This is a genomic window from Actinomycetota bacterium (genome assembly GCA_014360655.1).
GTDB lineage: Bacteria > Actinomycetota > Geothermincolia > Geothermincolales > RBG-13-55-18 > JACIXC01.
In genome coordinates this window covers 244,134-269,666 of the sequence record JACIXC010000001.1, presented here as the reverse complement: position 1 = coordinate 269,666, position 25,533 = coordinate 244,134, and the positions used below count along the sequence as shown (strand labels likewise).

The 25,533-nt window shown below is 63.8% G+C and carries 15 protein-coding genes and 1 pseudogene; 5 read left to right on the top strand and 11 right to left on the bottom strand.

Annotated features, from left to right (window positions below; genetic code table 11):
- Positions 1-10: 10 nt before the first annotated feature.
- The 4 genes from H5T73_01070 to H5T73_01055 all read right to left on the bottom strand — a co-directional run bounded on the left by H5T73_01070 (position 11) and on the right by H5T73_01055 (position 5,978).
- Positions 11-2,332, bottom strand: coding sequence for a YfhO family protein (locus H5T73_01070; GenBank protein MBC7246355.1), 2,322 nt, complete (start codon positions 2,330-2,332; stop codon positions 11-13).
- Entirely contained in the window at positions 2,313-4,400 is a 2,088-nt protein-coding gene (locus tag H5T73_01065) for a DUF2723 domain-containing protein (protein MBC7246354.1), read from the bottom strand. Before H5T73_01065 ends, H5T73_01070 begins: the two co-directional genes overlap by 20 nt.
- Before the next feature lie 231 nt (positions 4,401-4,631).
- Positions 4,632-5,408 carry a prepilin peptidase gene (locus H5T73_01060; GenBank protein ID MBC7246353.1) on the bottom strand — a complete coding sequence of 259 codons (777 nt, stop codon included), beginning with the start codon at positions 5,406-5,408 and terminating at the stop codon, positions 4,632-4,634.
- Between the two features lie 27 nt (positions 5,409-5,435).
- Positions 5,436-5,978: a DUF2889 domain-containing protein gene (locus tag H5T73_01055; GenBank protein ID MBC7246352.1), complete on the bottom strand. Its 543-nt coding sequence runs from the start codon at positions 5,976-5,978 to the stop codon at positions 5,436-5,438.
- 415 nt (positions 5,979-6,393) lie between these two features.
- On the opposite strand from H5T73_01055, the gene H5T73_01050 reads away from it, so the two are divergent.
- Together H5T73_01050 and H5T73_01045 are read left to right on the top strand one after the other, a co-directional pair.
- On the top strand, positions 6,394-6,540 hold the full coding sequence (locus tag H5T73_01050; GenBank protein MBC7246351.1) for a hypothetical protein: 147 nt from the start codon (positions 6,394-6,396) through the stop codon (positions 6,538-6,540).
- A 355-nt stretch (positions 6,541-6,895) separates the two neighbouring features.
- Positions 6,896-7,579: a DUF3786 domain-containing protein gene (locus H5T73_01045; GenBank protein ID MBC7246350.1), complete on the top strand. Its 684-nt coding sequence runs from the start codon at positions 6,896-6,898 to the stop codon at positions 7,577-7,579.
- 18 nt (positions 7,580-7,597) lie between these two features.
- Here the strand turns inward: H5T73_01045 and H5T73_01040 are convergent, their stop codons facing one another.
- The 4 genes from H5T73_01040 to H5T73_01025 all read right to left on the bottom strand — a co-directional run bounded on the left by H5T73_01040 (position 7,598) and on the right by H5T73_01025 (position 15,994).
- Positions 7,598-10,246: a hypothetical protein gene (locus H5T73_01040; protein ID MBC7246349.1), complete on the bottom strand. Its 2,649-nt coding sequence runs from the start codon at positions 10,244-10,246 to the stop codon at positions 7,598-7,600.
- A 150-nt stretch (positions 10,247-10,396) separates the two neighbouring features.
- Complete coding sequence (locus H5T73_01035; protein ID MBC7246348.1) at positions 10,397-13,057, bottom strand: hypothetical protein; 2,661 nt, start codon at positions 13,055-13,057, stop codon at positions 10,397-10,399.
- Between the two features lie 473 nt (positions 13,058-13,530).
- Positions 13,531-14,709, bottom strand: a complete 1,179-nt coding sequence (locus H5T73_01030) for a hypothetical protein (protein ID MBC7246347.1) — start codon at positions 14,707-14,709, stop codon at positions 13,531-13,533.
- Between the two features lie 124 nt (positions 14,710-14,833).
- Positions 14,834-15,994 (bottom strand): 2,3-bisphosphoglycerate-independent phosphoglycerate mutase, encoded by a 1,161-nt coding sequence (locus H5T73_01025; protein ID MBC7246346.1) that lies wholly within the window; start codon positions 15,992-15,994, stop codon positions 14,834-14,836.
- Positions 15,995-16,629: 635 nt separating this feature from the next.
- Here H5T73_01025 and H5T73_01020 point away from each other — a divergent pair.
- Complete coding sequence (locus tag H5T73_01020) at positions 16,630-17,868, top strand: hypothetical protein (GenBank protein ID MBC7246345.1); 1,239 nt, start codon at positions 16,630-16,632, stop codon at positions 17,866-17,868.
- Between the two features lie 337 nt (positions 17,869-18,205).
- Here H5T73_01020 and H5T73_01015 read toward each other — a convergent pair whose 3' ends face one another.
- Together H5T73_01015 and H5T73_01010 are read right to left on the bottom strand one after the other, a co-directional pair.
- Positions 18,206-19,234 (bottom strand): potassium channel protein, encoded by a 1,029-nt coding sequence (locus H5T73_01015; GenBank protein ID MBC7246344.1) that lies wholly within the window; start codon positions 19,232-19,234, stop codon positions 18,206-18,208.
- Between the two features lie 173 nt (positions 19,235-19,407).
- A complete protein-coding gene (locus H5T73_01010; GenBank protein ID MBC7246343.1) occupies positions 19,408-20,037 on the bottom strand; it encodes an MBL fold metallo-hydrolase in 630 nt (209 codons plus the stop codon).
- A gap of 313 nt (positions 20,038-20,350) precedes the next feature.
- Here H5T73_01010 and H5T73_01005 point away from each other — a divergent pair, with 313 nt between their 5' ends.
- Positions 20,351-21,061, top strand: a complete 711-nt coding sequence (locus tag H5T73_01005; protein MBC7246342.1) for a response regulator — start codon at positions 20,351-20,353, stop codon at positions 21,059-21,061.
- Positions 21,062-21,325: 264 nt separating this feature from the next.
- Here H5T73_01005 and H5T73_01000 read toward each other — a convergent pair.
- Positions 21,326-23,317: pseudogene (locus H5T73_01000) on the bottom strand (FAD-dependent oxidoreductase).
- A gap of 268 nt (positions 23,318-23,585) precedes the next feature.
- Between H5T73_01000 and H5T73_00995 the strand changes: the two are divergent.
- Positions 23,586-25,370, top strand: coding sequence for a glutaconate CoA-transferase (locus H5T73_00995; GenBank protein ID MBC7246341.1), 1,785 nt, complete (start codon positions 23,586-23,588; stop codon positions 25,368-25,370).
- Positions 25,371-25,533: the final 163 nt, after the last annotated feature.

Here is a 25,533-nt window from a genome sequence, read left to right as displayed (position 1 = left end):
CGACGTCCTCCTATCGAGTGCATCCTCCGCGAACATGGTCGGGAACGACCGCTTCCGCGAGGCCTCCTTGCGGGTTCAGGTCGCAGAACCTTTTCCGGCGGTTCTCGAGGAAGAGGAGCAGGAGCAGGAGCAGGGTGGCCGCGCATACGAGCAATCCCTGGTGCAGGGAGCTGGGCTTGTAGATGAACTCGACCACGTGCTCCCCCGGCTCAAGCTCCACCCCCATGGCGGCCAGGTTGACGCGCAGGACCTCGCGTTCCTCGCCGTCGACGTAGACGTGCCACTCGGGATAGTAGGTGTCGTTAAGGATGAGTATCCCTCCCCCGGGGGTGTTCGCGTTTATCGTCGCGTGGCCGTCATCCTTGCTCACGATGTCGGCCGTTCCCGCGGGCTCCGGGCCGAACCTCACGGAGGGCTCTTTTTCGAGCACCACCCTGCCACGCGCCTTCGCGGCGTCCCAGAAAAGATCGACGACCATGGAGTAACCCACGGCCTCCTCCGTATCGATCACCAGGTGATCCTGCGCCATGCGCGCAGCGGGCAGGGGATCTTCCACCTCGTATACGTGCAGGGTCGCTCCGTCAATGCCGGAATCGCGCCTTTCCACCTCGTGCAGGCCTTCCGTGGACAATTCCAGCGGGCTCAGCACGTACCTCACCCCGTAAAGGGCCATGATGTTGACGCCGGTGCGCGTGAGCTCGCCCGTCCATCCACTTCCCTTGGCGTATAGGTAGAACGCGGCACCGTCAAGCATCTTGAAACGGTAGATGCCGTAATCTCCGTACTGGGTGAAACTCGGCAGACCGAAAAGGATATTGTGGTTGGGCGGAAGGAAGCGCTGGTATGCGAGGAACGCGTCCTTGTCTCCCAGCCAGCCCCCCGCTTGCGCCATGGTTTCCTCCCACAGCTCCTCGGCGCCGACCATCTCCATGCGGTAGGGGCCGCCCCCCGTATCGTCCAGGCGCTCGCGGAGCCAAGCCGCGACGTCGTTCTCCTGCAGCATCCTCCTGGCGTCGATGGTGGAGACCTGGTTGCGGAAAAAGAATCCGAGGTCCGTGACGAGCACGAGAAGGGCAAGAAGAGCGATCACCATTCGCCATGTTCGGCCGCCCCGTGGGCGCGAGAGGAGGATATCCAGGCCTCTTCCGGCAAGCGCCGCAAGGGCGAGGACCACGATCACCAGGAACCTCTGCCAGAAACGGAAATACCCGAACCCCGGGATGTAGCGCCAGACGAATTCCGCGAGGGGCGTGTATGGGCCCAGCGAGAGCAGGAAGGCGACCGTTCCTGCCGTAGCCCACATGGAGACGAACCCATCCCTTTTCCCGGTGAAGAGCAGGGCCAGCAGGGCGAGGACCAGCGTAAGGAGGCCGGGGTAGGCGATGTTCTCCCAGAAAAGGTCCTGCTGCAGATCGTAGGTGTCGCGCGCAGGGTTTCCGAAGCGATAGGGCGAGACGAACATGACCAGGTTCCTGGGCTGCATGGGCACGCCGGTCGACCATTCGAAGGAGCGGCTCAGGGAGCGGTCCGATACGGAATACCCCTTAAGCATGGGAAGGAGCTGGGGGGATGCGATGCCCAGGGCGACGAGCAGGGAGATGACGAAGAGGAGCAGGGGCAAGGCGAAAAGCCTTTTGTTCAAGAAGATATTATTGCCGTTCCCGGCGTGTGTCTTGAGCAGGGAGGCCAGGCGCCAGAGGAAGGCGATGCCCGTTAAGAGCAGCGTGATCATGAAGAACTGAGGGCCCCCGGCGAGCAGCTGCATGGCCAGCGCGAGGGAAGTCAGGAATATGTGGGCGAAGTTTTTCCGCCGGAAGCTCTTCTCCACGCCGTAAACGGCCAGGGGTATCCAGCAGATGCAGTTCACCATGTAGGTGAATTTCAGCCTGGCGACGACATAGCCGGAAAAGGTGAAGGCGACGGCTGAGAAGAAGGAGGAGAAGGGGGATATGTCATAGACCCGGAAAAGCAGGTAGGAGAAGGCCAGGCACATGAGGAGGCTGAGGATGATGGTGAGGTTGAAGGCGAGGATGGGGCTGAAGGCGTAGAACAGAAAGAGGTTGAGAGGATAGAGAAGACCGCTCTGGCCCTCCGCCAGGAGGGGGAACCCGCAGCCGATGAGAGAGGTGTAAACGGGGAGATCGCCCTGCTTCAGCTCCCGGGACAGCAGGTACCTCACGGGAAAATGGTATTCCGTCACGTCCGAATTGACGATATCTCCCTGGTATATGATGCGGGACGTGCTCCACAGGGGAAAGGTGAAAAGGGCAAGCACCAGGAGCATGCCCAGTACGACCGGCAGCCTCCTTCCGTCAGTGATTCTCCGCGGCATTGCTCAAAGCCTCCAGGGCGTCTTCGAGAGCCAGCAATTTCCGGGCATAGGCCCGCTTGTTTCTCTCTTCCGCGTTCACCACCTCGCGTGACAGGACGTAATATCCTTCCATGTTCCCCGCTTCCCGCTCCAGCGCGGCAAGGACCGGCAGCACGTCGTTCGAGGGGACCATCGCGTAGGCGAGGAGCAGGAAGCTCTTCGCCTCCGCGGTGAGGCCTCCTTTCTCCAGGTACTCTCCCGTGGCCATCGGAAAGGACGCGATATGCGTTGAGAGATAGAATTCCCGGCGATTTGGTGGATAGAATTCCACTCCCAATCCCTGGTATTGAAAATTCTTCCAGATAGCGATCTGCTGCTGCAGGTATCGGGCGGCATCCTCGCCAGCGCCCTTGGGTACTATTCTATAAGTGACCCCCCACGGCACCAGGTCGTATTCGCCCTCGAGCTCGGGCACCTTGGCAAGGAGGTGAAAAGAGGGGATTTGCGGGTTGTTCCTCACGATGTAGTCTATGATGCCGGCCCTGAAAGTACCGAAGCGCGTGTAACCCTGCGACAGCAGCTCCTCGAGCCTGGGATACTTGAGATCGGGGTACCATTTCTCCACGGTCTCCGCGTACCAGGGAGAGAACAGGAACGGCTGGACTATGTATACCGCTTTCTTCTCGGCTTCCCCGCTGACCTGCTTGTATTCCGCCAGCTGGATGGCTATATCACCGATAACGAAGATGACCGAGCCTTCCTCCACGGAGGCCATCAGGTCATGGACGTAAGCCTCCCCGAGGGCATCCTCCCTGAGGTTGACGTCAGTGGCGGTCGCTCTTGCGGGGATGAGGAAGGGGAGGGCGAGGAGCAGGACCAGGACCAGGAGCAACATCGCCTTGAGATCAGCGCGTATTTCCGCTCCCCGCAGGGCCTGCCCGCACAGTCCCAGGAGCCCCGCTGACCCCTCGGCGATGAAGAACGCGAAGATGATGGTGGGGAGCAGGTAGAATCTCTCCACGGTGGAGATCTGGAATATACTGCTTATTTTCACGTTCGCCATGTAGGGGAAGACGACGCCCGATAATATGAGGCCGAAGAGCAGGGGCAGGAAGTCACCCAGCCTTTTCCGGGCTGCATGGATCATGCCGATGGCGCCCAGCAGAAACCCCATTACGTGTACCTGGTTTCCCAGGGTCTTGACGAAGTCGAGGACGAGGTCCAGCCTGTTCACGGCCTCGGGGCCCAGCCAGAGCCTCGAGGTGCCGTAGTGCCTCCGCGTTATCACGTCGAGGAAACCGCGCAGGCTGGAGGGATCGCCGAAGTTCATGTAGGGACCGCGGGATGCGCTCAAAGGGAGATAGATGTAAGGCGACAACCCCGCGAGCAGGGCGAGCAGGCAGAGCAGCACGTAGCGCGGTCTTTTCAGGACCTCCACCAGCGGTCGCAGGATGAAGAGCAGGATCATGGGGAAGGCGAGGACCACCGTGTGATGATTACAGAGGCTGATACCGCAGAGGAAGGCAAGCAGAATAACGAACCTCATGGCACCCGCGGGATTTCCTTCCTGCCATCTTTCGCGGGTTCGTATGGCCGTGAAGATCAAGAGCATGACCAGCAGGTCGTTCAGGGGGAAAACCTCCGCGATCAGGGAGTAGAACCAGAACAGCGGCGTGAAGCCCACGGCTACCGTCGCTATGGATGAGGCGGCGCGGTTCCTCGTGATCTTGAGGGAGCAGGCGTAGAAGAAGTAGAGGGTCAGGGAGTGGTAGACGACGGAGGAGAGATTGACCCGGAAAGCTATGCTTCCGAAGGGAAGGCGGGTGAAAAGGAATCCGAGCAAGGTATAGAGCGGATAACCGGGAGGATGCGCGATGCCCAGGGAATAGGAGACGCCGACCATCTCGGCGGAATCGCCGGCCATGTTGGGGTGGTGGCTGCAGGTATAGAGGTAGAGAAGGAAGAAGAACAGCGAGATGGCCAGCCCGGCCAGCCTGTCCGCACGGGTGAGCCGGTAGGGGGCCGTGGAGTTGTTGTATTTTTCCAGCCAGAGGCGGAGCTTTTGTCTCGCCCGGGGAGGGACGAGCAAGGAGCCGGCCCCGCGGAACAGATTCGTTATCCGGGTCCTTGCCGAGATCAAATCTTCACGATGGTCCGCTTCGGGAGCGTTCACCTGATCCCACCTCTCGAGCCGAGACACCCGCTTGAGATCCCGTGTTCATCGCAAAGTATATTTCCATGCCGCAATCCCGTTTCCCTGTGACCTTTCATGTGTGTTCATATTCGGCCCGATGCGTGAGCGCACGTGGCCGCCCGGTGTTCACAAGAACCTCGTATACAGGCTCCAGAGGTATTCTCCCCAGAACAACGCCGCCAGCGCTCCGCAGGCCAGGAAGGGCCCGAAGGGTATGCGGGAGCGGCGCCCCTTCCTGCCCGCGGCCATGAGGCCGATGCCGACGAGCGAACCCAGCAGGAAGGCGAAGAAGAAGGCGACCAGCTGGTAATAACCCAGGAAGATGCCGGTGAAGGCGGCCAGCTTGGCGTCGCCCATCCCCATCCCGCGCGGGATGAGCAGGGCCAGGAGCCCCAGGGGCACCCCGCCGATGGCCAGCCCGGCCAGGCTGCGCAGGATCATGCCGGCATCCCCGCGTGCGAGGGCCACCAGCCCCATGGCCGCCAGCCCGACGGGGATGGCGGGGTAAAGGATCCTGTTGGGGATCACCTGCCGGTCAAGGTCGATGGCGGAGACGATGACGAGCACGGTGACCATGAACAGGTAGGGGACGAGTTCCGCCCGCCAGGCGAACCCGAGCCGTGCGAAGACGGCGAGAAAGAGCGACCCGCTCACGAATTCCACCAGGGGGTAGCGGGCGGATATGGGTTCTCCGCAACCTCGGCAGCGCCGCCGCAGCAGGAAATAGCTGAGCAGCGGGATGTTGTCGTACCAGGCTATGGTGTTCCTGCAGTGGGGACAGAAGGAGCGCGGCGACCACAGCGGTATCCCTTCCGGTACGCGGTAGACGGCCACGTTGTCGAAACTGCCCACCGCCAGCCCGAAGAGAAACACCACGAAGCCGTAATATATCTTGCCGAGCATGCGCGGCTCCCTACCCGCTCCTTCTCATCATACCGGCTCGCCGCCGCTATCCCCCGCGGCGCCTCCGTCTCTTCCCGCCGCCTCCCGCAAACGTTTGACCAGGGGGCCGTCCTTACGCCAGGTATAGCAGTTGTCCACGATGCCCAGTTGCAGCGCCTGTTCGCGCATGAGGCGCACTGCCCGCTCGTCCCCGCCGAACTTGTGCACCACCAGGGCGCCTCTCCCCTGCACGCTCACGTGGCCCAGGTTGGTGACCAGCACGGCGAGGTGGGAGCACCCCTCCGGCGATCCCACCACTTCCCGCACCAGCTGGGTGAACCCCGGGACGATACGCACACCCACCAGGCGGTCGATGGTCTGGAGGGCATGCCGGCAGTCCTCGTGGGGAACATGGAGCATCTCCCCCTCGAGCGCGAGGATACGGCCCTCCAGCGCGTCCACCTCCGACCTTACCTTGATGACGTGGATGGGGTCCCCCAGGCGGGTATCCCGCAGGGTTCCCTCTATGAATATTCTCCCATCAGGGGCTTCATCTACCTCGAATCGTATCTCGCGCCGGAAGATACCCACGTGCGGACCTCCCTCTTCCGATGCCGTTCCCGGGCTAACTACAGATTCGTCATCGGCTCGCGCTATCTTTAAGTGGAGATGTGGGAGTTGGGTTTTGGCGGCCGTGCGGGAAATGGCGTCATGTTCCTCACGCTGAGTGCTTATCTCAAGCAAAGGGTGGGGGTATCGCGGGCGATGGATCGAGCGGGGTGACCGCGGTGATGGTTGGTAGGAGGTGACGTTTACGGTGGCGTGGCCTGAAGATTGCGACGGCAAACGGCATAGGTGGGACGAACGGCGAAATGGGCATGCCATTCCCCTGGATGCGAAGAAAGTGAAGATGTAGTTGTTGATTTCGTAAATTATAGTATATTATTGTATACGATAGTTGATAATTTATAGACTTGATGACGGAAGATAACGGGAGGTGAAGGGTTTGCAGATGCTGGAGCCGGATTTCTGGAAGGGCAGGGGAAGATATTCCAAGCGGGCCATCGGCCGCAGGGCGAGGAACGAAGACCCCTATGAGCCCCGCGAGGCCGGGGACGAGGTAGGGGAGGAAGGCGGGGACGCGGACGCGTAGCGGAGACCGGCACCTGCGAAAGAGGCATGATATGAGGGTAACTCCTTAGGGTTATCCATTTTTTTCTTCACCGGAGACAGGCGCCTGCGAAAAAGGCATGATGTGAGGGGGCAACGCATTTGCGCCCCCGCGTTTACGCTCGCGAAGGGCGGATCATACGGCGGACCATACTTCACTCCGGGCACGATATCGCAACCTCGTCGATCCCCCGCCATCAGACGGGAGGAAACGAGGCGGACCATGCTCCAATCCGGGCAAACCCGCTGCGCCTGAAAGACGCGCGGCGGGCCCTCCCCGGCGGGCCGGGCGTTTTCGGGCCGCGCCACGCTTGCGCCGTTGCGCTAATATAAAGGCCATGAGCGAAGGTGACGTTTATGGCGTAGATGACGGCGCAAGGCGCCGGGAGGCGGCATTAGAGGGCGCCCTGGAGGAGATCAGGAACGCCGACCTGTGCCGCCAGGCCGAACTCGGCGCCTTCCGCTGCGAAGATCTTGGAGAAGGCGTACAACGCCTCGTCATACCCTCCTTCGGGGATGCCGTGGAGATATCGATGCCCCGGGGCGAGATGAAGGTGCCATCCCGTATCGACAGCTTCTCGCTGCGCGTGCTGGCCCTCCGCTACGTGAAGCTTTCCTGCGGCTTGCCGGAGACGGGGGAGTGGATAGCCTACCGGGACCTGCCGGGAGGCAGGTTCTACGCCGCCACCCTCGTTCCCACCGTTGAGGAGCCCCTGGCCAGGATTTTCGGCTACGCAAGGGGATTGCTGGGAGAGGCGGCCGTCCACCTGGGAGGGGCAAGGGCGGAATACGGCGACGAGTCCTTCGTGTTCAGGGCCTTCCCCCGCGTGCCCCTGCTCCTCGTGCTCCACTGGGGAGACGATGAGTTCCCGCCGCAGTGCCGCGTGCTCTTCGACCGCTGCTGCTCCCATTACCTGAACACCGATGATTTGAAGGTCCTGGCCACCCAGCTCGCCGCCTATCTCATGCGCTGGGCGGGAGAGGAGAGCGAGGTGGATAACCTCCTCTGGATGGTGGAATGAGGATGCGTGCATGTCCCCTCATGTCTGGTCGCCCACCGATTGCTCGCCCACCGATACCCGTATGCTGGTGGAACTGCTGAACTGGCCTAATTGAGCGTCGAAGAGCGCCGTGGTCAAGTTATACGTGCCCGGAGTATCCGGGGTCCTTACGGTAACGGGGAATGAAACCGCCTGGCCCGGCGAGAGGTCACACGGAATGAACCCGATGGCATGACCCGATGTCTGCTGACCATCCTTGAACCAGAATGCCCATATGTACACCAAAGCGTAAGGGTACTCCTCGGGATGTTCGTAGTCCCACGAGGCCAGCCAGTGGTTGGAACCGGTGTTCTCGACGCGGAGCACGACGGTTTGGAGGGCGTTCGGTACCGGTAACAGGATGGGCTCGTTTCCCTTCGCGAAAGATATCGCCCCATCCAGTTCCCCGCCGCCCACCATCTCCTCCTGGGTACGGAAGGACATTTCCGCTTCAAGGGTGCGCGGGGCGAAGACCCCCGCTTCGAGGTCTATCCTCACATCATATGTGCCCGCTGGGGGGGATTCAGGGAGGGACAGGGGGACGGAGGCCTCTTCCCCCGGTTCCAGGAACAGCGGCACGCGAAAAGAGCCATGCAACTCGAACATGCCGCCGTCTCCGGCGAACAAGACCCTGGCCCGTTGGGCTTCCTCCACGGCCATGACGAAGGGGTGTGGGGTATCGTTGCGCATGATGAATCCCATATTGCACGGTTCCCGCTGAGGTGCCGTTACCGGGGTCACCAGGCTGAGCCCGATATCCCCGGCGGCGGCGGTGCATACCTGCTTGATGCGCAAGACGGCGGTGTTTCCATAATCACGTTCGACGGAAAGCCCGGGAGAGGAAAGCAACATATTGTCATAGGCGCCCCTTTCCCGGTCATCTACCCAGTCGCGATGCCAGATGACGTAATCGACCCCCAGACCGGAGAGAAGATCCAGGGTCCTTTGTGATGGGAAAGAGGCCATTTCATTGTATATGTGGCGGTAAAAATAAGGAAAGTACGAACTCCGGCCATTTACTATATATTTCCAGTGATAGGTGCTGTAATACATGGCGAGACCGTCGGTTTCCGTGTATTTAACGGGATCCTCGGTTATATAGTCCATGTCCCACCCGCTATAGACAGCAGTCCGAGGCGATAAGGGTGGGACGGGAAGCTCGATCATCCGGATATTCTCCTGCTCCGCCGCCCACGCGTAAACGTCGGGGACTTCTCCCCATACGGGTACGCGATATATGGGCAGGTTGAAGGTGGCGATCTCGAGAGCGAAGACCAGCACCAGGGCCCCCGTTGCCATCCTCCCCCTTCTTATGTCTTTAAACCGTCTTGAGAAGCCGGCAGCGATGGCGGCGATGCCAAAACCGATCAACCCGGAGATGCCCAATATGGCCAGGAGATAAATACGCATGGGAGTACGCGTAAAGCGCAGAATGCCGAGCCTGTAAGGTAGGTCATAAAAGGGGTTGCTCAATTTTCCCAGCCGTGGTCCCCAGGACAGCAGGAAGCTTACCAGGAAGAGGAGAAGGAAAAAGAGTCGGTATCGCAAGGACAAGAGCTTCTCTCTGATCGAATTTGCCCCGGGCTTGGGCGCTTCGAGGATGGGCTCGGGACAATCCCCGCGGCTTTCTTCCGGGCCCGCGCTTGCGGACCGCCTTCTGCGGAGCGTGAATAAGCCGGACAGCATGAAGACGATCGCCAGTATTCCCGGGAAAAGGGCCGCGCCGCGAAAGGCCATCGTGTAGCGCAAGGGGCCGGGAGCGCCGCCGTAGAGAACGCTTTGAGGCGGTATCCTGAGAAAATCGGTGGCGTGCACCGAGTATGTTATATTCTCCGAAACGGAACGCTCAAATCCGGGCATGCGGGAATGGGTCCGCAGGTAGGGCAGGAGCAGGGGCACGAGGAGAACCCCCATAATGGCCATGGCCGCCGCGGCTTTCGTCAGTCGTTTCCATGTCTCGCGCCGGCGGGAAAGTGCCGCCGTCCAGATCAGCAGCAGCCCGGCCGAGATGGCGCAGAACATGGTGTAATGCCAGCTTGAGAGGGACTGCAGGAGGAAGAAGAGGGCGAAGAGGGCGATGTCTTTGCGCTCGCCCTTTTCCAGGTAACGGAACAGGTAGAGGAGCATGAAGGGCAGGAAAAGGGAAAAGAGGAACCAGAGATGATCCGTCCTGGCCATCCTGAAAGGGCAATAGGAGAAAAAGAGCCCCGCAGCCAGACCGCCCCAGCGGCTTCCCGTCAACTCCTTGACCAGGAGGTGGACTCCGAAAGCGGAGAGTACCAGGGCGAGAAAGAACAGGAAGTTATAGGTGAGCACCGGATTGCGGCTCACGAAATAAACGGGTGCGCCTGCGACGCCGAGGATGAACAGGTGCTCCGAGTAGGTGTTAACGTCGCGTGACGGGTAAATGATATTTCCCTGGAAGAAGTTGGTGGGACTGGTGAAGATGGCCCTGGCGTTCCAGGCGGTGAGCCACGCCGCGTGCAGCGCGTCACCGTAGCCTCCCAGCTCGCCGGTCGCCTCGTATATACCGTTATCTCCGGGTAAGGAGTTCTGCACGTGGAGGGCAAGAGGCCAGGTGAAGATGATCGCGATGAGCAGGAAAAAGACTAAAACACTGAAGTATTCGCATTTCTTGGTGCACTTCATATGCAGACCCCGCTCGCTCGCATTTTGAGAACAAGCTCCCGTCTCAAACCCTTAACTTTTTCCACGCCGTCGCGCGAAACAATATCTTATCGGCACGCGGGCGACATCCTTTCGATCCCCGGAAAAGGGGAAGGGCGAGCAACGCGGCCGTCACTTCGCATATGCGCCTTCCCCCACTCTCAATTCCAGGCTTAGTGGTTCGCTTACCATGCCGTACCTGAAGTCGAAGAGGGCGAGGTTCAGCCGGTAGACGCCGGCTGCGTCCGGTACCCTCAATACCATGGGCACGCTGGCGGATTGGCCCGGGGAGAGATCACAGGGCAGGAAGGGCATATGGCCGCTATATCTCCAGTTATCCTCCCCGGACCAGTTCGTCCCCAGGAAAACGAGTCCGTAGGGATATTCCTGCGCCTTCTCGTCTTCCCAGGCCGCTTTCCAGAAAATGCCTCCGGTGTTTTCCGCTTGGAGGACGAGGGGGTAGAGGCCTCCCGGTGAAGGGATGGTCAAGGACGCTTCGCCGGAAAGAGTGATATTCCCGGCTATGATTCCCGAACCCGTCAAGTCGCTCGCGGGGCGGAGGGAGATCGAGGAGGAGAGGGCGCGGCCGGAGAATGCGCCCCCGGTAAGCGTGATCCCCAGGCTGTAATCCCCGGAGGGGGGCGTGCTTTCCAGCGTGAGGGGTATGGAGACGCTTTCGCCGCCGTCCATGTAAAGCGGAAGGCGGTACCTGCCGCGCAGGGAATAGCAGTTACTTCCATCCGAGAATACCGCGTCGAAGTCCTGCCACTCCTCGACGTTGGCCATGAAAGGCAGGGCGGAGGTGTTGCTGGCGATGAGCCCGAGGTTGAGTTCCTCCCTTTCCGGGGCCACTGAGGGGGCGACCAGCTGCAACTCGACGTCGGCGATTTCCGCCGTTTCCTGGGGCAGCAGCCGGAAAAGCCCCTGCATCCCGAAATCCCCGGCCCACTCGATGCCCGGGGTGGAGGAGAGGCGCTCCTCGTATTCCTGGCGCCTCTCGGGCTCCACCCATTCCCAGTGCCACACCACGTAGTCCACTCCCATGGATGCCAGGAGACGCACCGATCTTGCGGATGGAAAACCCTTCGCCTCGATATAGGCCGTGTTGTACTGGTAAGGAAAGTAGCCGCTGTACCCGTTGACCGTCCTCTTGCCGTGCAGGATGGAGAGGAACAGGGAAGTGCACTCGCGTTCCACGTATCCCTTCACGGGATTGACGGGCACGAAGTATATGCGGCGGTTGCTGATGTAGAGAATGTCGAAAAGGTCTGCCGCGGGGAGCTCCATGATGGTCGCCTCCTCTTCCTCCCGCAGCCGTTCGTATACGGGCGGAAGATCGTCTTTACGTGGCGCGGCGAAGAGCGGGACGCGGAAGGAGGCCACCTCGAAGAGCAGGAGGAGGACGAGGAGGGCAGGAAACGCCCGCCTTGCAAGCGATCCCCCGGAAGCCCACCCGGCATGGCCGGCGAGATGGGAGATCCCGTATGCGGCGAGCACCGCGAGGCACAGCGAGGCGGGCACGAAGAAACGCGTGGGTACCCTGATGAAACTGAGGCGGTTGCCGAGAAAGCTCAGCCAGTAAACGGGGTTGGTAATGCCGCCGGGCTTGGGTCCCGCCATGTAGACCAAGCACAGGATTAAGAGCACGGCGAAAAAAGGCACCCTGCGGTCCGCGGCCGTGCGCGTGGCTGCGGCGGCGCCTTCCCCGCCGCGCCCGTGGGAAACGGGGGAAGGGGGGCCGCCGCACCCCGTGCCGGTCCCGTTGGCGGCGGGATCTTCCCCGCCACGCCTGAGGCATTGCGCGATAAGGCGCGTCAGTATGAAGAGTGCGAGCAGGGGGACCACCAGCCCCGGGAAGAGGATGTGCTCATCGCTCGTCAAGGCATCGGCCGCCAGCGGCAGCAGCCTGCCGTACAGGAGATTGTAATCCTTGACCCTTGCGAGATCCGCCGCTTGCAGGGAGAAGGAAACCGTCTCCTCGAGGGGCCGGTTGAAGTCGGGAAGGCGATTCCTGGTCTGCAGGTAGGGAACGGCGACGGCGGAAAGGACCGCCAGCATGAGCAGGAAGGAGACCAGGAGCGCGGAAAGGCGCCGCCATTTTCCCCCTCCCTTCGAAAAGGCGGCGTGCCAGAGCCAGAAAAGCGCGAAGACTAGCACGCAGAAGACGGCGTGGTGCCATCCCACCAGGGATTGCGCCAGGAAAGAGAGCGCGAAGAACGCCAGGTCCCTTCGCCTGCCCGTCTCCATGTACTTGAAGAGGTAGAGGGGTATGAGCGGCAGGAAAGGCGAGAAGATGATCTGGATATGACCGAGCTGGGCGAAGCGGTAGGGGCAGAAGGCGTAAAAGAGCCCGGCCGCGACTCCTCCCAGGCGGCTGCCCGTCAGGTACTTGACCAGCGCGTAGCAGGTGAGGGCGGAGAAGAAAAAGCCGGAGAGGAAGAGCAGGTTATAGGAGAGCACGATGTTGCCGGTCGTCCTGTACGCGGGAAGGGCGAGAAGGCCCAGGGTGATGAGGTGCTCCGAATAAGTGAGGACATCTCTCGCCGGGAAGAAGAAGCCGAGCTGGTACATGCTCCCGGGGCGGAAGGGCAGGGCACTCGCGACCCTGGCCACGATATGGCAGTTCAGGAAGGCGTCGTACCTGTCTCCGATGATCCGGGTCGCCAGGTGAAGGGGAGCCGGCCAGAAGAACGCGAAAGTGACGGCCAGGAAGAGCAGGAAAACCCAGAGGCATTCACGTTTTCCGCGACTTAAGGCCGGGTGCCGGTCCCGCGGAAATAGGTTCCCTTCCATTATCCCTCGTGTTCCTTCCACGCCGCCTTCCCGGCCTCACGCTCACTTCTCGCCGGGCTTGCCGCCTTTTCGGGTCACGCCCGGCGGCGAGACGCAGCCTTCGAACACCTTGACCATCATGCACGCGGGCCGATGCTTCCGGTTTCCCTTGCGGGCGCCCCGGGTTCCCCGCCCACCCCCCGCCTTTGCGGGAGAGTCGGCATCCTCCCCGCTCAACCATAAATAATTCGGCCACGGGGTCGCAATCATTGAACGGACGCCGGCCGCGCTCCTCAGGAAAAGGGGATATCGCGTCACCGGATGGGGCCTGTCCCGGATCCTCCGGTGGGGCATACGCGGCTCCTCCGAGCCAGGCGCGAGCGGCCTTCGCGGTGGACGCGTGATGAAAGGCGCCTTACCGGCCGCCCCGCCGTGCGAGCCGTTGCTCTGCGCCGGAGGAGGGCATCCCATGTCCGACCCCCATGTCCAACCCGTTACCCCGAGAAGAAATTCAGGAGGTAGACGGCGGTGAAGGTGGCCAGACCCAAGGTCCCGGCGAAGATATAGAAACGCTCGAAGTCGCGGTTCCCTCCCCACGAGCCCAGGATGAGGAAGGCCGGGAAGATGACGATGACGTGGCGGTTCATGCTCTGCAGGGGAAGGTCGCTGGAAGTGAAGAACGCGGATATGAGCAGGCAGAGAGTCCCGTAGACGGCCAGGGAGAGGCGCAGCTTCCTGAAGGCGGGCACGAGGAGCACGGCGAAGAGCAGGAAGAAGAAGAGGAGGTACGCATAGCGCACGAATTCCGAGAGCCTCTCGGGCGCGAAAAGGTGCTTCACCGCGGAAAAGAGGCTCCAGGGGTTGAACCCCGTTCGCCATCCCTCGCGGTGCGCCGTGGCGAAATAGAAGAAGTCGCCGAACCGCCACCTGAGATAGACCAGGTACGAGACCAGGCCCAGGGGCGCCACCAGTACGGCCGCCATGCGCGGCCGCAGGCGGGCGGGCTTCCAGCCCGACTGTTGCAACGCCTCCACCACCAGGGCCACGCATACGGCCAGGCCTACAGGGCGCGCCAGGCAGGCGAGGAACCCCCACATGCCGGAGAGTATCCACGAGGAGCGACGGGCATGGTAAAGGGACGCGACGGCGCAGAGGAGGAAGACCGGCTCGGCGTAAGGGAAGAAAAGGAAACACGCGGTCGGGAAGAGCAGGGCGAAAAGGCAGGAGCGGAGGGACGTCTCGTCGTCCGACGAGAGCCGGGCCAGCTTGTAGAGGTAGACAAGCGCAAGGAGCAGGGAAAGCCACGCGGCCGCCAGGGAGGCGGCGATGTGATTCCCGGCCGTAAGAGTCGCGAAGGTCCTTATCAGCAGGGGATACAGGGGCCAGAAGGCCGTAGATACGTAGATCTCCCGGCCGCCGAGGGGAAGGCTCGCCGCGTAACCGTGGCGGGCGATATCGAGGTAGTAGGCGGCGTCGTAGCGGATGAGGCTGCGGAAGAACTCCCCTGCGCTGATGTGGCCCGGGCCCAGCTTATAGGCCTGCGCGAGGACATACGTGAAAAAGGAAAAGGAAAGGAGGAATATGACCCAGGTAAGAAACACCAACACGACACCGGGCACTCCCCGCAGGCGCGCGGAGGCGAAATCCTTCTTCTTTCCCCCGGTGACCTGCAAGGCCCGCCCCTCCTCACCCCACGAGCCGCCGTGCGGAAAAAACGTTTGCACGGGCCCGGTGAGGCCGCGTCGCGGCGCCGGTTCGACCGCGTGCCGGGATGTCGTGCCCCATTCTCCGTCCCCTTCAGGCTCCGAACTTGTTGAGGCGCTGCGCGTTGGCGAGCATGAGGGGAAGGAGGTCCACCGCGTAAAACGTTCCCAGGCCTCCCGCGGCACAGGCGCTCTCGCCGAAGGAACCCACTTCGTCCCGCCTCTCCCAGCGGGAGCGCAGCAGGAGGGGGGAGGGGTGCCAGCTGTGCCCCTTGAGCAGGGCGGGGGTGGAGTGGTCGCCGGTGACCACCAGGACGTCGGGATCCAGCTCCACGATGCGGGGGACCGCCTCGTCCACCTCCTCGATGCAGGCAACCTTGGCCGCGAAGTCGCCGTCCTCGCCGCGGCTGTCCGTGTACTTGTAGTGGACGAAAAAGTAGTCGTATTCCTCCCAGGCCCCGGCCATGGCTTCCACCTGCTCGGAGAAGGAGGGGCCGCTTGCGACGAGCTCCATGCCCACCAGGCGGGCCACCGCGCGGTACATGGGGTAGGTGGCCACGGCCCCCGCCCGCAGCCCGTAGAGGTCCGTCATCGGCGGGATGTCCGGCTTCTTGGCGAAGCCGCGCGTGACGATCATGTTGGCGGGATGCTCGTCCGCGAGTATCATGGAAACTTTTTCCAGGTATTCGTTCACCAGGGCCGCCGTGCGCTCCGCCGCCGCGCCGCCTCCCGGCAGGGGCTCGCAGCGTAGGGGGGCGAGTCCTGTCCGCTGGGGGTCCGTGTCGGAGACGCGCTCCGAGAGCCCCTCGCCGCGGAAGACCAGGGCGGCGCGGTGCTCCTTTTCCGGGCGTATCTCGACCTCGACGCCCTCCAGCCTTATGCCCGAGAGCTTCTCGCAGAGGCGCGCGTTCTCCTCGGTGGAGATGCGGCCGGCCCGGCGGTCGACGATCACCCCGTCCTGCACGGTGCAGAAGTTGACCCGCGCCGCCAGGTCATCGGGACCGAGGTCCATGCCCACCCCCAGGGCGGAGAGCACTCCCCTCCCCACCTCGTAGCGCACCGGGTCGTACCCGAAGAGGGCCATGTGGGCGGGACCGCTTCCCGGGGTGATGCCCGGACCGATGGCGTGGATGAGCCCGCATATGGATTCCCTGGCCAGGGCGTCCAGGTTGGGGGTCCTCGCCGTCTCCAACTCCGTGAGGCCGGTGTCCGGGTGCGGAAGGCCACCCAGGCCGTCCAACACCAGGAGCACCATCTTGGAGCGCGAGCCCGTGACCAGGCTTGACAGGAAAGCGACCTCTTTCAAGTGAAACCTCCTCAACCCGCCTCGATTTCAGGCGCCGATACCTTCATCACCCATCACGCCCCATCCCATCAAGTCCTGCCCCCGCTCGGTCAAGCCTTACCCCGACATGCGCCATACCTTGCCGTCACATCAAACCATCCCACCCGTTTCGCGGATCACCTTCGTTTCGTGTCATCCGCCCCCACGGCGCGCAGCCCGCTTCCCCGCCGCGGGATGCGCGGGAGATGTATTAATATTAATAGATTTATACCGTTCCTGTGGTAATCATGCGAGTAGGCGGGCATTGCCCTCCCACAGCGTGCCCGGAGCCGGCGGTGGTTCTCGGCGGAGAAAGACCCCGCGGGCGGGTCCCTCCAACGCGTGAGGATGCCCGACGTGTGAAGCCGCACGGCGTTGACGCCGATTTATCATACCGGCAGTATTGGCATGGGAGTCCTGTTATGGGGGCTTGTTCCGGCCCGTTGTTGCAGGAACGCCGTGCAGCTCGTGTATGGCGGAACACGGATGCCGGAGGTGAAGGCCGCGACGGGCCGGCAGGTGGCGCCCGGAGGCGGTGGTCCCTGCGGAAGGGAAAGGGAGTGCGTATGCGCCCGGGAAAGAGGATCGGAAAACGGGATATCCTCCTCATCGCCGTTATCGTCGCCGCGCTGGCGATCTCCGTGCCCGTGCAGTACCTGGTGCGCAGGGAGGTGGTGGTCGGTTTGAGCTCCAAGCACGCCCACTCCCACGCCCACGTGGAGGAGGAGCACGAGCACGAGGAGCACGAGCACGCGGAGGAGGAGCACGCTGAGGAGGAGCACGTCCACCATGAAGAAGGGCACCCGGCCTCCAGCATCCCGCTGGGCAGCAACCTCATCGAGAACTACAGCTTCGAGGTGGGCACGCTGAGCGAGGCCTACGGTTGGCAGAAAAAGGGCGAGGAGGGGGGCGCACTGGTGTACCGGGACGAGAACCGTTCCTATAGAGGGTTCGCCAGTGCCGCGGTCAGCTCCCGGGAAAGTCCCTTCGTGGACGCGGGATGGGTGATGCTCCTGGGCGTGCTCCCCCTCGACCACGACGTCGTTTTCAGGGGATACATAAAGACGGAGGGGCTGAAGGGCGAAGCGTACCTGGGGATCATCGTCCGCGGTGCGGCGCAGGAGGGAGGCGAGATGGAGACCCTGGTCATCGCCCACAGCGATGACCTGGAAGGCGACCGCGACTGGGCCCCGGTCGAGCTGCGCTGCCACGTGCCGCCGGAGGCCAGGGGGGTCTGGCTGGAATGCGGCATGTACGGCACGGGGCGCGCCTGGTTCGACGAACTCTCGCTGGTGATGGAGGAGAGGGAGACCTTCCCCTCGCCCGGCGTGAACCTCCTGCGCAACCCCTCCTTCGAGGAGGGAGTCCGCCACTGGCACTGCCACGTCAGCGGGTTTGCCGGACCTCCCCTTTACGCCCTCGTTCCTGCCGCTCCCGGGAGGGGAAACGCCCTGCGCATCGCCAACGCGCCGGGAAGCGGCCCGGGCGCGGTTACCGCTTTTTCCCAGTCGGTGTGCGGCCTGCACGGCGAGAAGGGTACCCTGCGCCTGAAGGGGATGCTGCGCGGGGAATCCGTGACGGGCAGGGCATGGGTGGAGGCGTTCGCCATGCGGGCGACGGGGCTCCAGGGCCATGTCGCCGCGGAGTTGGGGAGGGGGAGCGGCGGCTGGAGTCCCTTCGAGCTCGCCATCCCCCTGGACGGAGAGACGGCCAGCCTGTTCGTGCGCGTCAACCTCGAGGGCGGGGGAGCGCTCTATGTCGACGACCTGGAGCTGGTCTTCACCGCGGCCGCGGACGGCTCCTGACGCCGGGCACCACCGATGGGGTCAGATCCAGTCCATGTCTGAACGCCAACGGGGTCAGGTACCGTCCATGCCTGGGGAAAACGGGATAGCCCGCCGACCACGTCATGGCCCGGAGGCATAACGAATAACGTCATTGCGAGGAAGCGCGGAGCGCCGACGCGGCGATCTCAACCGGAGGCGGGAGGATCAGGGATTCCGGAGATTGCCTTGGCGGGCGCGGATACCTTAGAAAGGCCTTTCAAAGGGCGCAAAGCGAGCCCCGACCCCCGTGCGTGCGACCCTCGTGCCTTACCCTTGTGCCCCGGTGAGGGACGAAGTGAGTCGTGGGCCCAAGGTGTTAGGGCTTGATGCCGCTGATCTTCTCCAGGCCGGCGAGGTCCTCCTCCTTCCCCAGGGCGATGAGGAGGTCGCCGGCGTCGATGCGGGTGTCCTTGTCGGGGTTGGTGTTGAACCCACCGTCGCTCGCCCTGCGCACCGCGATGATCATGGCCCCCGTGCGTGCCTTCACATCCATCTCGCCGATGGTCTTTCCGGCCAGGGCCGAGCCTTCGTGCACGAGCAGCTCCTCCAGTCGGTATTCCAGGGAGACGCCGTGCGCCACCAGGTCGAGGTAGTCGTACACGCCCGGGCGCAGGAGAAAGGTGGCCATGCGCTTCCCGCTCAGGATGTAGGGGGAGATGACCTGGTCCGCTCCCGCGTAGCGCAGCTTGTCCACGGAGTCCTGGCTCACGCACCTGGTGACGATGACGGTGTCCTTGTTGAGGGTGCGCGCGGAGAGGGTGGTGAAGAGGTTGTCGGCGTCGTTCTCCAGGGCGCAGACCACCCCCCGCGCCTCTCGTACCCCGGCGGAGACGAGGATCTCCGTGTCCGTGGCGTCACCCTCCAGGTAGAGATAACCCCGGTCCGTGGCTTCCACGATGCGGGCAGGGTCTTTCTCGATGATCACGAACTCGACGCCCGCTTCCGCCAGGGTCTCGCACACCACTTCTCCCACCCTCCCAAAACCGCAGACGACGTAGTGATCGCGCAGCTTCCTGATGCGAAGGTCCATTCTTCTCCTCCCGAAAGTCTCCCTCAGGGCCTCCCCGAAGGTATACCTGATAAGGCTGGAGATGATGAAGAAGAGGTTGATGACCCCCGTGAATATGACGAAGATGGTGAAATACATGCCCGCCGTGGAGAGGGGACGCACCTCCCTGAACCCCACCGTGAAAACGGTTATCACCGTCATGTAGAGGGCCTCGTTGTAGGACATGTCCTCGATGACCATGTAGCCGATGGGGGCCAGGGCGAGCAGCGTCACGAGGAGGGTGAGTGAGACCACCACCCTCCGCTGCATCGCCTTCTCTTCCCTCTGCGGGCTCATCGCCATCACCTCGGCTTCATCACCTTGGCTTACCCGACGCACGCACCCCGGTCCGTGCCTCAAGTTACTTATACGCCGGCGGGGGAATATCCTTTTCACCCGTTCCGGAAGACGGCGATGGCGCGCTCATGGCGACGTGGATCGCGGAGGGCTTTCGAGCGCCTGCGGGCTCTTCAGATACCGATGAGGAAGGGATTGGTGCGCTTCTCCCATCCGACCACCGTGGCCTCCATGTGCCCGGGGAGGATGCGCGTGTCACCCGGGAGGGTGAACACCTTCTCCTTCACCGAGCGCAGCAACGTCTTCAGGGAGCCACCGGGAAAGTCGGTGCGACCGATGGAACCGCGGAAGACGAGGTCTCCCGCGAAGAGGATGCCGTCCGCGAGGAAGCACACGCTTCCCTCCGAGTGGCCGGGGGTATGCAGCACCTTGAAGCGCATGCCGCCGAGTTCCAGCTCCTGGCCGTCCTGCAGCGGGAGAAAGTCATCGGGGAGGGGCAGCCCGTCCAGGCCCAGCATGTTCAGGAAGAGCGGCGGTATGGCGCGCGCCATGGCCGCGTCGGATGGGTGCATGTAGGCCGGTGCGCCCGTGGCGTCGACAACTTCCTTCAGGCCCAGGAGATGGTCGGGATGGCCGTGGGTGAGCAGCACCGCGACCAGTTGCAGCCCGTTCTCCTCCAGGTAGTCGAGCACCTTGGATGCGGAAACCCCGGCGTCGATGAGCACCGCCTGGGAGCTCTCCTCGTTAACCGCCAGGTAGGTGTTGCTGCCGAAGGAATAATCCTCGAAGCTCACGACCTGCAAGTGCGACACCCCTTTTCCCGTCCCTTTCTCGCTTTCTGCGTCCTCTTCATCCCGCGCGCCCGTGCCGCCCCTCGCGCCAGCCGCCTTCGCCGGCAGACGCCGCAGCCGCCCACTCCGGGCCCGGCATGCGCGCGCCCGCGCCGGGCGCGTCCAGGGGAATTATAATGCAATACCGCGTGGCGGGAAAATGAAGGCCGTGGAATGCGGCCGTTTATCCCCAACGGTTTTATCCCTGATGTAGACGGGACCATTTTTATCCCTAATGAAGACGGGATCACGTTCCGATTATATATGAGCGACGGAAAGGAGGGACGTGGTCAGGCCGGTAGTCCTCTACATCGAAGACAGCGGTGTGGAGCGCAGGATAGTGAAACAACTCCTCGAGTCCGAGGGTTTCGATGTCCTCACCGCGGAGAAACCCGGTGATGGCATCGCCTTGGCGCGCGAGAAGGCCCCCCAGCTCGTCCTCCTCGACCTGCACTTCCCGGAGGCTGACGGTTGTGCGGTCGCGGACAGCCTGAGGGAGGTGGAGGGCATGGGCCAGGTGCCCATCGTGGCTTTGAGCGCCTCCCTCAAGGAGGAGGAGAGGGATGAGGTCATCAGGAAGTTCGACGGCTACATCCAGAAGCCCGTGGACGTGGACACCTTCGCCAGCGCGGTGCGCGAGTTCATGAAACACGGCAAGGAGGAGGGGGGCGACGCGGACGCGGTGGCCGGCGCGCGCGCGGAAGAGCGGGCCGCGCGGGAGGGACCGGCAGGGGATGTGCTCGAGGTGCTGCAGACCCTGGAGAAGGTGCGGTCAACCATGTCCCACGACCTGCGAACCCCCCTCACGGTGATGATATCCTATGCCAGCACGGTGGGGAGGGAAAAGGTGGGCGAGCTCAACGAGCGCCAGAAGGACATGCTGGAGCAGGTGGTCAAGCACGGGTTCCAGATGGACGCCATGATCAGCGAGCTGGTGAGCCTGGCGCGCGAAACCCTCCACCGGTACCGGTACACGCCCCCGCGCGACCAGGGCTAGCCGGGGCATATCCACAGCGGAGCCCGCACGCTTGCGGGAAACGGTCTACGGCGCTCGTTCCCCGGGCCGCGGCCCGCGCAATGGACCGCCGGGCGAAACAGCCGCCCCGGGCCCCGGGCCGGGAGAGAGGGGGTAGGGGCCGGAAGGGCAGGGCAACCATCCTTCGCGAACGTACTTCCATATCCCGTTGGAAAAAAATCCCCGGGGAAAAACATCCCCAGGGAAAAAATCCCCGGGGAAAATAAGCCAGCGGGCCCGCGCCGGTCAGACCTGCAGGCCCGCCTCGTATCCCTCCTGGATGGCCTCGATGGCCTTGCGCGCCTCCCTGGCGTCGCCCACCACGTACACCTCCATCCCGCTGTCCTTGAGCTCCTGGTAGAGCTCGTCGGCCGGGCAGGAGCCCACGGCGATGATCACGGTGTCCGCGGGGATCTCCTCCTCTTTCCCGTCCACCTCCACCACGACCCGGTCCTTCTCGATGCGCTTCGCCACCGCCGTGCTGCGTATGTCGATGCCCAGGTTGCGCATGTCCTGCAGGATGGTCCAGCGGGTGGAAAGCCCCACGTCGCGGCACACCTTGTCCAGCATCTCCACCACCGTCACCCGCTTTATGCCGCGGCCGCACAGCTCGCGCAGGGTTTCCACGTCCTCCCCGTTGTTCATGAACAGGAAGAAGAGGGTGTCGCCAGATATGGTGCCGATGCTGGCCACGTACATAGCCGTTTCCGATCCCACCGCGCCGCCGCCGATGATCACGACGTTCTTCCCCTCGGGGTCCGCCTTGCCTTCCAGGATATCCCAGGCCATGGCCACGTGAGGCAGGTCTATGCCGGGGATGGGCGGGACGGCCTGGCGCGCACCGGTGGCCACCACCACCGCCTCGAAACCCTCCTCGCGCAGGGTCGCGGCGTCGGCCTCCGTCTCCAGGCGCAACTCCACGCCCGCGTTGTCGAGCTGCGCCTCCAGGTCCTCGACCGCGGTCCAGAACTCCTCCCGACCGGGAGGTACCGCCGCCAGGTTCATCTGCCCTCCCAGCATCTCCCCCTTCTCGAAGAGGGTGACGTGGTGCCCGCGCTCGGCGGCGGTGAGGGCCGCCTTCATTCCGGCGGGGCCCCCTCCCACCACGGCCACCTTCTTGGGCTTGCGGGCCCTCTCCACGCGGTATTCCAGCTCGCGCCCGGCGCGCGGATTGAGCGTACAGGTGACGGGCTGCAGGTAGAAGACGTGGTCGAAACAGCCCTGGTTGCAGCCGATGCAGTGGGTGATCTCCTCGTACCTCTCCTCCATGGCCTTCTGGGGGAAGTAGGGATCGGCGATGAGGGCGCGGGCCATGCCCACCAGGTCTGCCATCCCCATGCGCAGGATCTCGTCGGCCACGAAGACGTCGTTGATGCGGTTACAGGCGATCACCGGGACGGTGACCTTCTCCTTGACGTGCGCCGCCAGGTAGGAGAGACCGCCGCGGGGCACGGACATGGGGAGCTGGGGCACCCTGGTCTCGTGCCAGCCGCCCGTGACGTTGATGAGATCCACGCCGTGTTTCTCCAGTTCCGCGGCGAAGAGGGCCCACTCGCGGTTGGTGTTGCCGCCCTCCATGTAGTCGTGCCCGGCGATGCGGAAGCAGACGGGATAGGCGGGGCCCACGGCCTCGCGCACGGCGTCTGCCACCTCCAGCCCGAAGCGCATGCGGTTCTCCCACGAGCCCCCGTACTCGTCGTCGCGCAGGTTGGTGATGGGCGAGAGGAACTGGCAGATGAGGTAGCCGGTGCAGGCAAGCACCTCCACCATGTCGTAACCCGCTTCCTTCACGCGCCGCGCCGCGTCCGCGTAAGCTTGCACGGTGCGCTTGATGTCCTCCAGCGTCATCCCCCGCGGCTCTTCCCTGGTGAAGCGGGAGGTCACCGGGCTGGGAGCGAGCGCCTGCCTCCCTTCCATGGAAACGGAATGCGAGTAGCGCCCGGCGTGGTAGAGCTGGCAGGCCGCCGCCGCCCCGTGCTTCTTGATGGCGTCCGCGAGGATGGCGTGGCCCTCGATGCAGGAGTCGTCGCGCATGTCCAGCATCCAGTAGGCGCCGGCGTAGTCGTCGATGATGCAACCGCCCACGATGATCAGGCCCGCTCCGCCCCTGGACCGTTCCTCGTAGAAGGCCGCGATGCGGTCGTTCACCCTGCCGTCAGGCGTGAAGTTCAGGTGCATGGCGGTCATCACGATGCGGTTGCGCAGCTCGAGATCCCTGATGCGCAGCGGGGTAAGAAGTTTCTTAAGCAAAGTCCTCACTCCTTCGTTCCTCTCCGTCCCTCGCCTCTCCCTCGCGCGGCGGCTCGTCCGCCCGTGCACGGCCTCGCGGCGGGTCGCCGCCGTGCAGGAAGCGGCCGGGCGGCCTGGCAGCCGCCGCTCGAGCCGCTTTCGCGCGCATCTGCCCCTGCATGTGGCCGTCCGGTAGCTCGTCCTTGACCGCCGCGGGGCGTGTTATAGTATAGCAGAAATCCCGTCCCGGCAGGCAGGAAAGACAGGGGTGACGGCGATGTTCGGCGTGTTCGCGCGCAGGGTCGAGGAGAAGGTCGAGCTGGCGGAGCGGGAACCCTCCACCGACAAGGTGATGGACCTGCGGGAGGCGGTTTCGCGATTCGTGCGTCCAGGCATGCACCTGCACGTGGGGCACGCCTACATGCGCCCCAATGCGGCGGTCTACGAGATATGCCGCCGTTTCTGGGGCCGGGATCCGCGTTTCACCGTTTCCTCCCTCGGCTTCATCGCCAACATGGTCCTCTTCGTGCAGGGGGGGCTGGCGCGCCGGCTCATCACCGCCTTCTGCGGTGACTCCTACCCCTTTCCCGGGCCCAACCGCGTCTACCAGGAAGCCTACCGGGAGGGCAGGCTGGAGATAGAGAACTGGACGGTACTCACCCTGCCCCAGCGGCTGCTGGCGGGGGCGCTGGGGGTCGAGTGGATGCCCACCCATTCCCTCGCGGGCAGCTCCATGGAGGAGGAGAACGCCGATGATTTTAGGGTGGTGGAGATGCCGGACGGCAGCCGTCTCGGCATGTTGCGCGCCCTGCGCCCGGACCTGACGCTGCTGCACGCGCTGGCGGCCGACCGCGCGGGAAACGTGCTGTTGACCCCGCCCTATGCCGAGAACGCTCACGCCGCCTTCGCCGCCCGGGAGGGAGTGCTGGTGACGGTGGAGAAGGTGGTGCCCACCTCCTTCTTGCGCCGCTATTCTCACTTCGTAAAGGTACCCGGTTACCTCGTGCGCGCGGTCTGCCCCGCTCCCATGGGGGTGCATCCCTCGGGCGCGAGCAACCTGGGCGTCGCGGAGTTCGACGCCTACGCCGAGGACGAGGAGTTCATGCTCGCGCTGCGAGAGGCCTGCCGGGACGACGCTTCCCTGCGCGCCTGGGTGGAGGAATGGCTCCTGGGCGTCGAGGACCACGACGCCTACCTGGAAAAACTTGGTTACGAGAGGATATGGTTCCTGAAGGGCCGGTCGGCCTCCGACTCCTGGCGCTCGGAGCTCGCGACGCGGGCCCCCTCCATCCCCGCCACGGAGGAGTACAGCCCGATGGAGATGATGGTCATCGAGGCCGCCCGTCTCCTGCGGGAACGGGTGCTCGAGAGGGGATACCGCACCATACTGGCCGGCATCGGCGCCTCCAACCTGGCCGCCTGGAAAGCGTGGTATGACCTGCGCCGGGAAGGCCACCCGGTGGAGCTCATGGCGGAGGTGGGCTTCTACGGGTACACGCCGCGGCCGGGAGACCCCTTCATCTTCAACTTCCGCAACATCCCCACCTGCACCATGCTCACCGACATACTCACCGTGCTGGGATCGATGGTGGGAGCGGAGAGCAGCCGGGCGATCGGGGCGCTGGGGGCGGGGCAGGTGGACAGCCGCGGCAACCTGAACTCCACCAAGATACCCGAGCTCAAGCTCTTCCTCGTGGGTTCGGGGGGCGCCTGCGACGTGGCGCTGGGAGCGGAAGAGGTTCTGGTCACCGTGGCGCAGGACAGGTTGCGTACCCCGGAAAGGGTCTCCTACGTCACCGCTCCCGGCGAGAGGGTGCGCACCGTGGTCACCACCATGGGGGTGTTCGAGAAGCTCCCCGGCGAGGAGCGGCTCGTGCTCACGGCTTATTTCCCCCACGCGGGCCCCGACGACAGGGAGGCGGCGCGGCGCATCCAGGCCGACTGCGGCTGGGAGATGCGTGCCGCGCCGCAGCTGCGGCGCGTGGAACCGCCCACCCTGGGAGAGCTGCACGACGTGCGCATCTTCGACCCGCGGCGCTATTTCCTGGAAAACCCCTCCTGAAGTCGAGGGCCGCGCGTGGCCAGTCGCGCCCGCTCCCGCCCCGCCTTCGGGCCCCCGCTCCTTGCCGCGTCACGACTGCGGGACCGCGATCCCGCCCGTGAAGCGATCAAAGCCTCCCCGGGAGGCGGCTCCGGCTTCCCGGGGAGGCGGGTCGTCCGCCGAA

What these genes read in the sequence shown, in the direction of transcription:
- H5T73_00995 (MBC7246341.1), top strand. Translation starts at nt 23,586, where the DNA reads ATGTTCGGCGTGTTCGCGCGCAGGGTCGAGGAGAAGGTCGAGCTGGCG.
- H5T73_01040 (MBC7246349.1), bottom strand. Translation starts at nt 10,246, where the DNA reads ATGAAGTGCACCAAGAAATGCGAATACTTCAGTGTTTTAGTCTTTTTC.
- H5T73_01035 (MBC7246348.1), bottom strand. Translation starts at nt 13,057, where the DNA reads ATGGAAGGGAACCTATTTCCGCGGGACCGGCACCCGGCCTTAAGTCGC.
- H5T73_01070 (MBC7246355.1), bottom strand. Translation starts at nt 2,332, where the DNA reads ATGCCGCGGAGAATCACTGACGGAAGGAGGCTGCCGGTCGTACTGGGC.
- H5T73_01020 (MBC7246345.1), top strand. Translation starts at nt 16,630, where the DNA reads ATGCGCCCGGGAAAGAGGATCGGAAAACGGGATATCCTCCTCATCGCC.
- H5T73_01045 (MBC7246350.1), top strand. Translation starts at nt 6,896, where the DNA reads ATGAGCGAAGGTGACGTTTATGGCGTAGATGACGGCGCAAGGCGCCGG.
- H5T73_01060 (MBC7246353.1), bottom strand. Translation starts at nt 5,408, where the DNA reads ATGCTCGGCAAGATATATTACGGCTTCGTGGTGTTTCTCTTCGGGCTG.
- H5T73_01025 (MBC7246346.1), bottom strand. Translation starts at nt 15,994, where the DNA reads ATGGTGCTCCTGGTGTTGGACGGCCTGGGTGGCCTTCCGCACCCGGAC.
- H5T73_01015 (MBC7246344.1), bottom strand. Translation starts at nt 19,234, where the DNA reads ATGAGCCCGCAGAGGGAAGAGAAGGCGATGCAGCGGAGGGTGGTGGTC.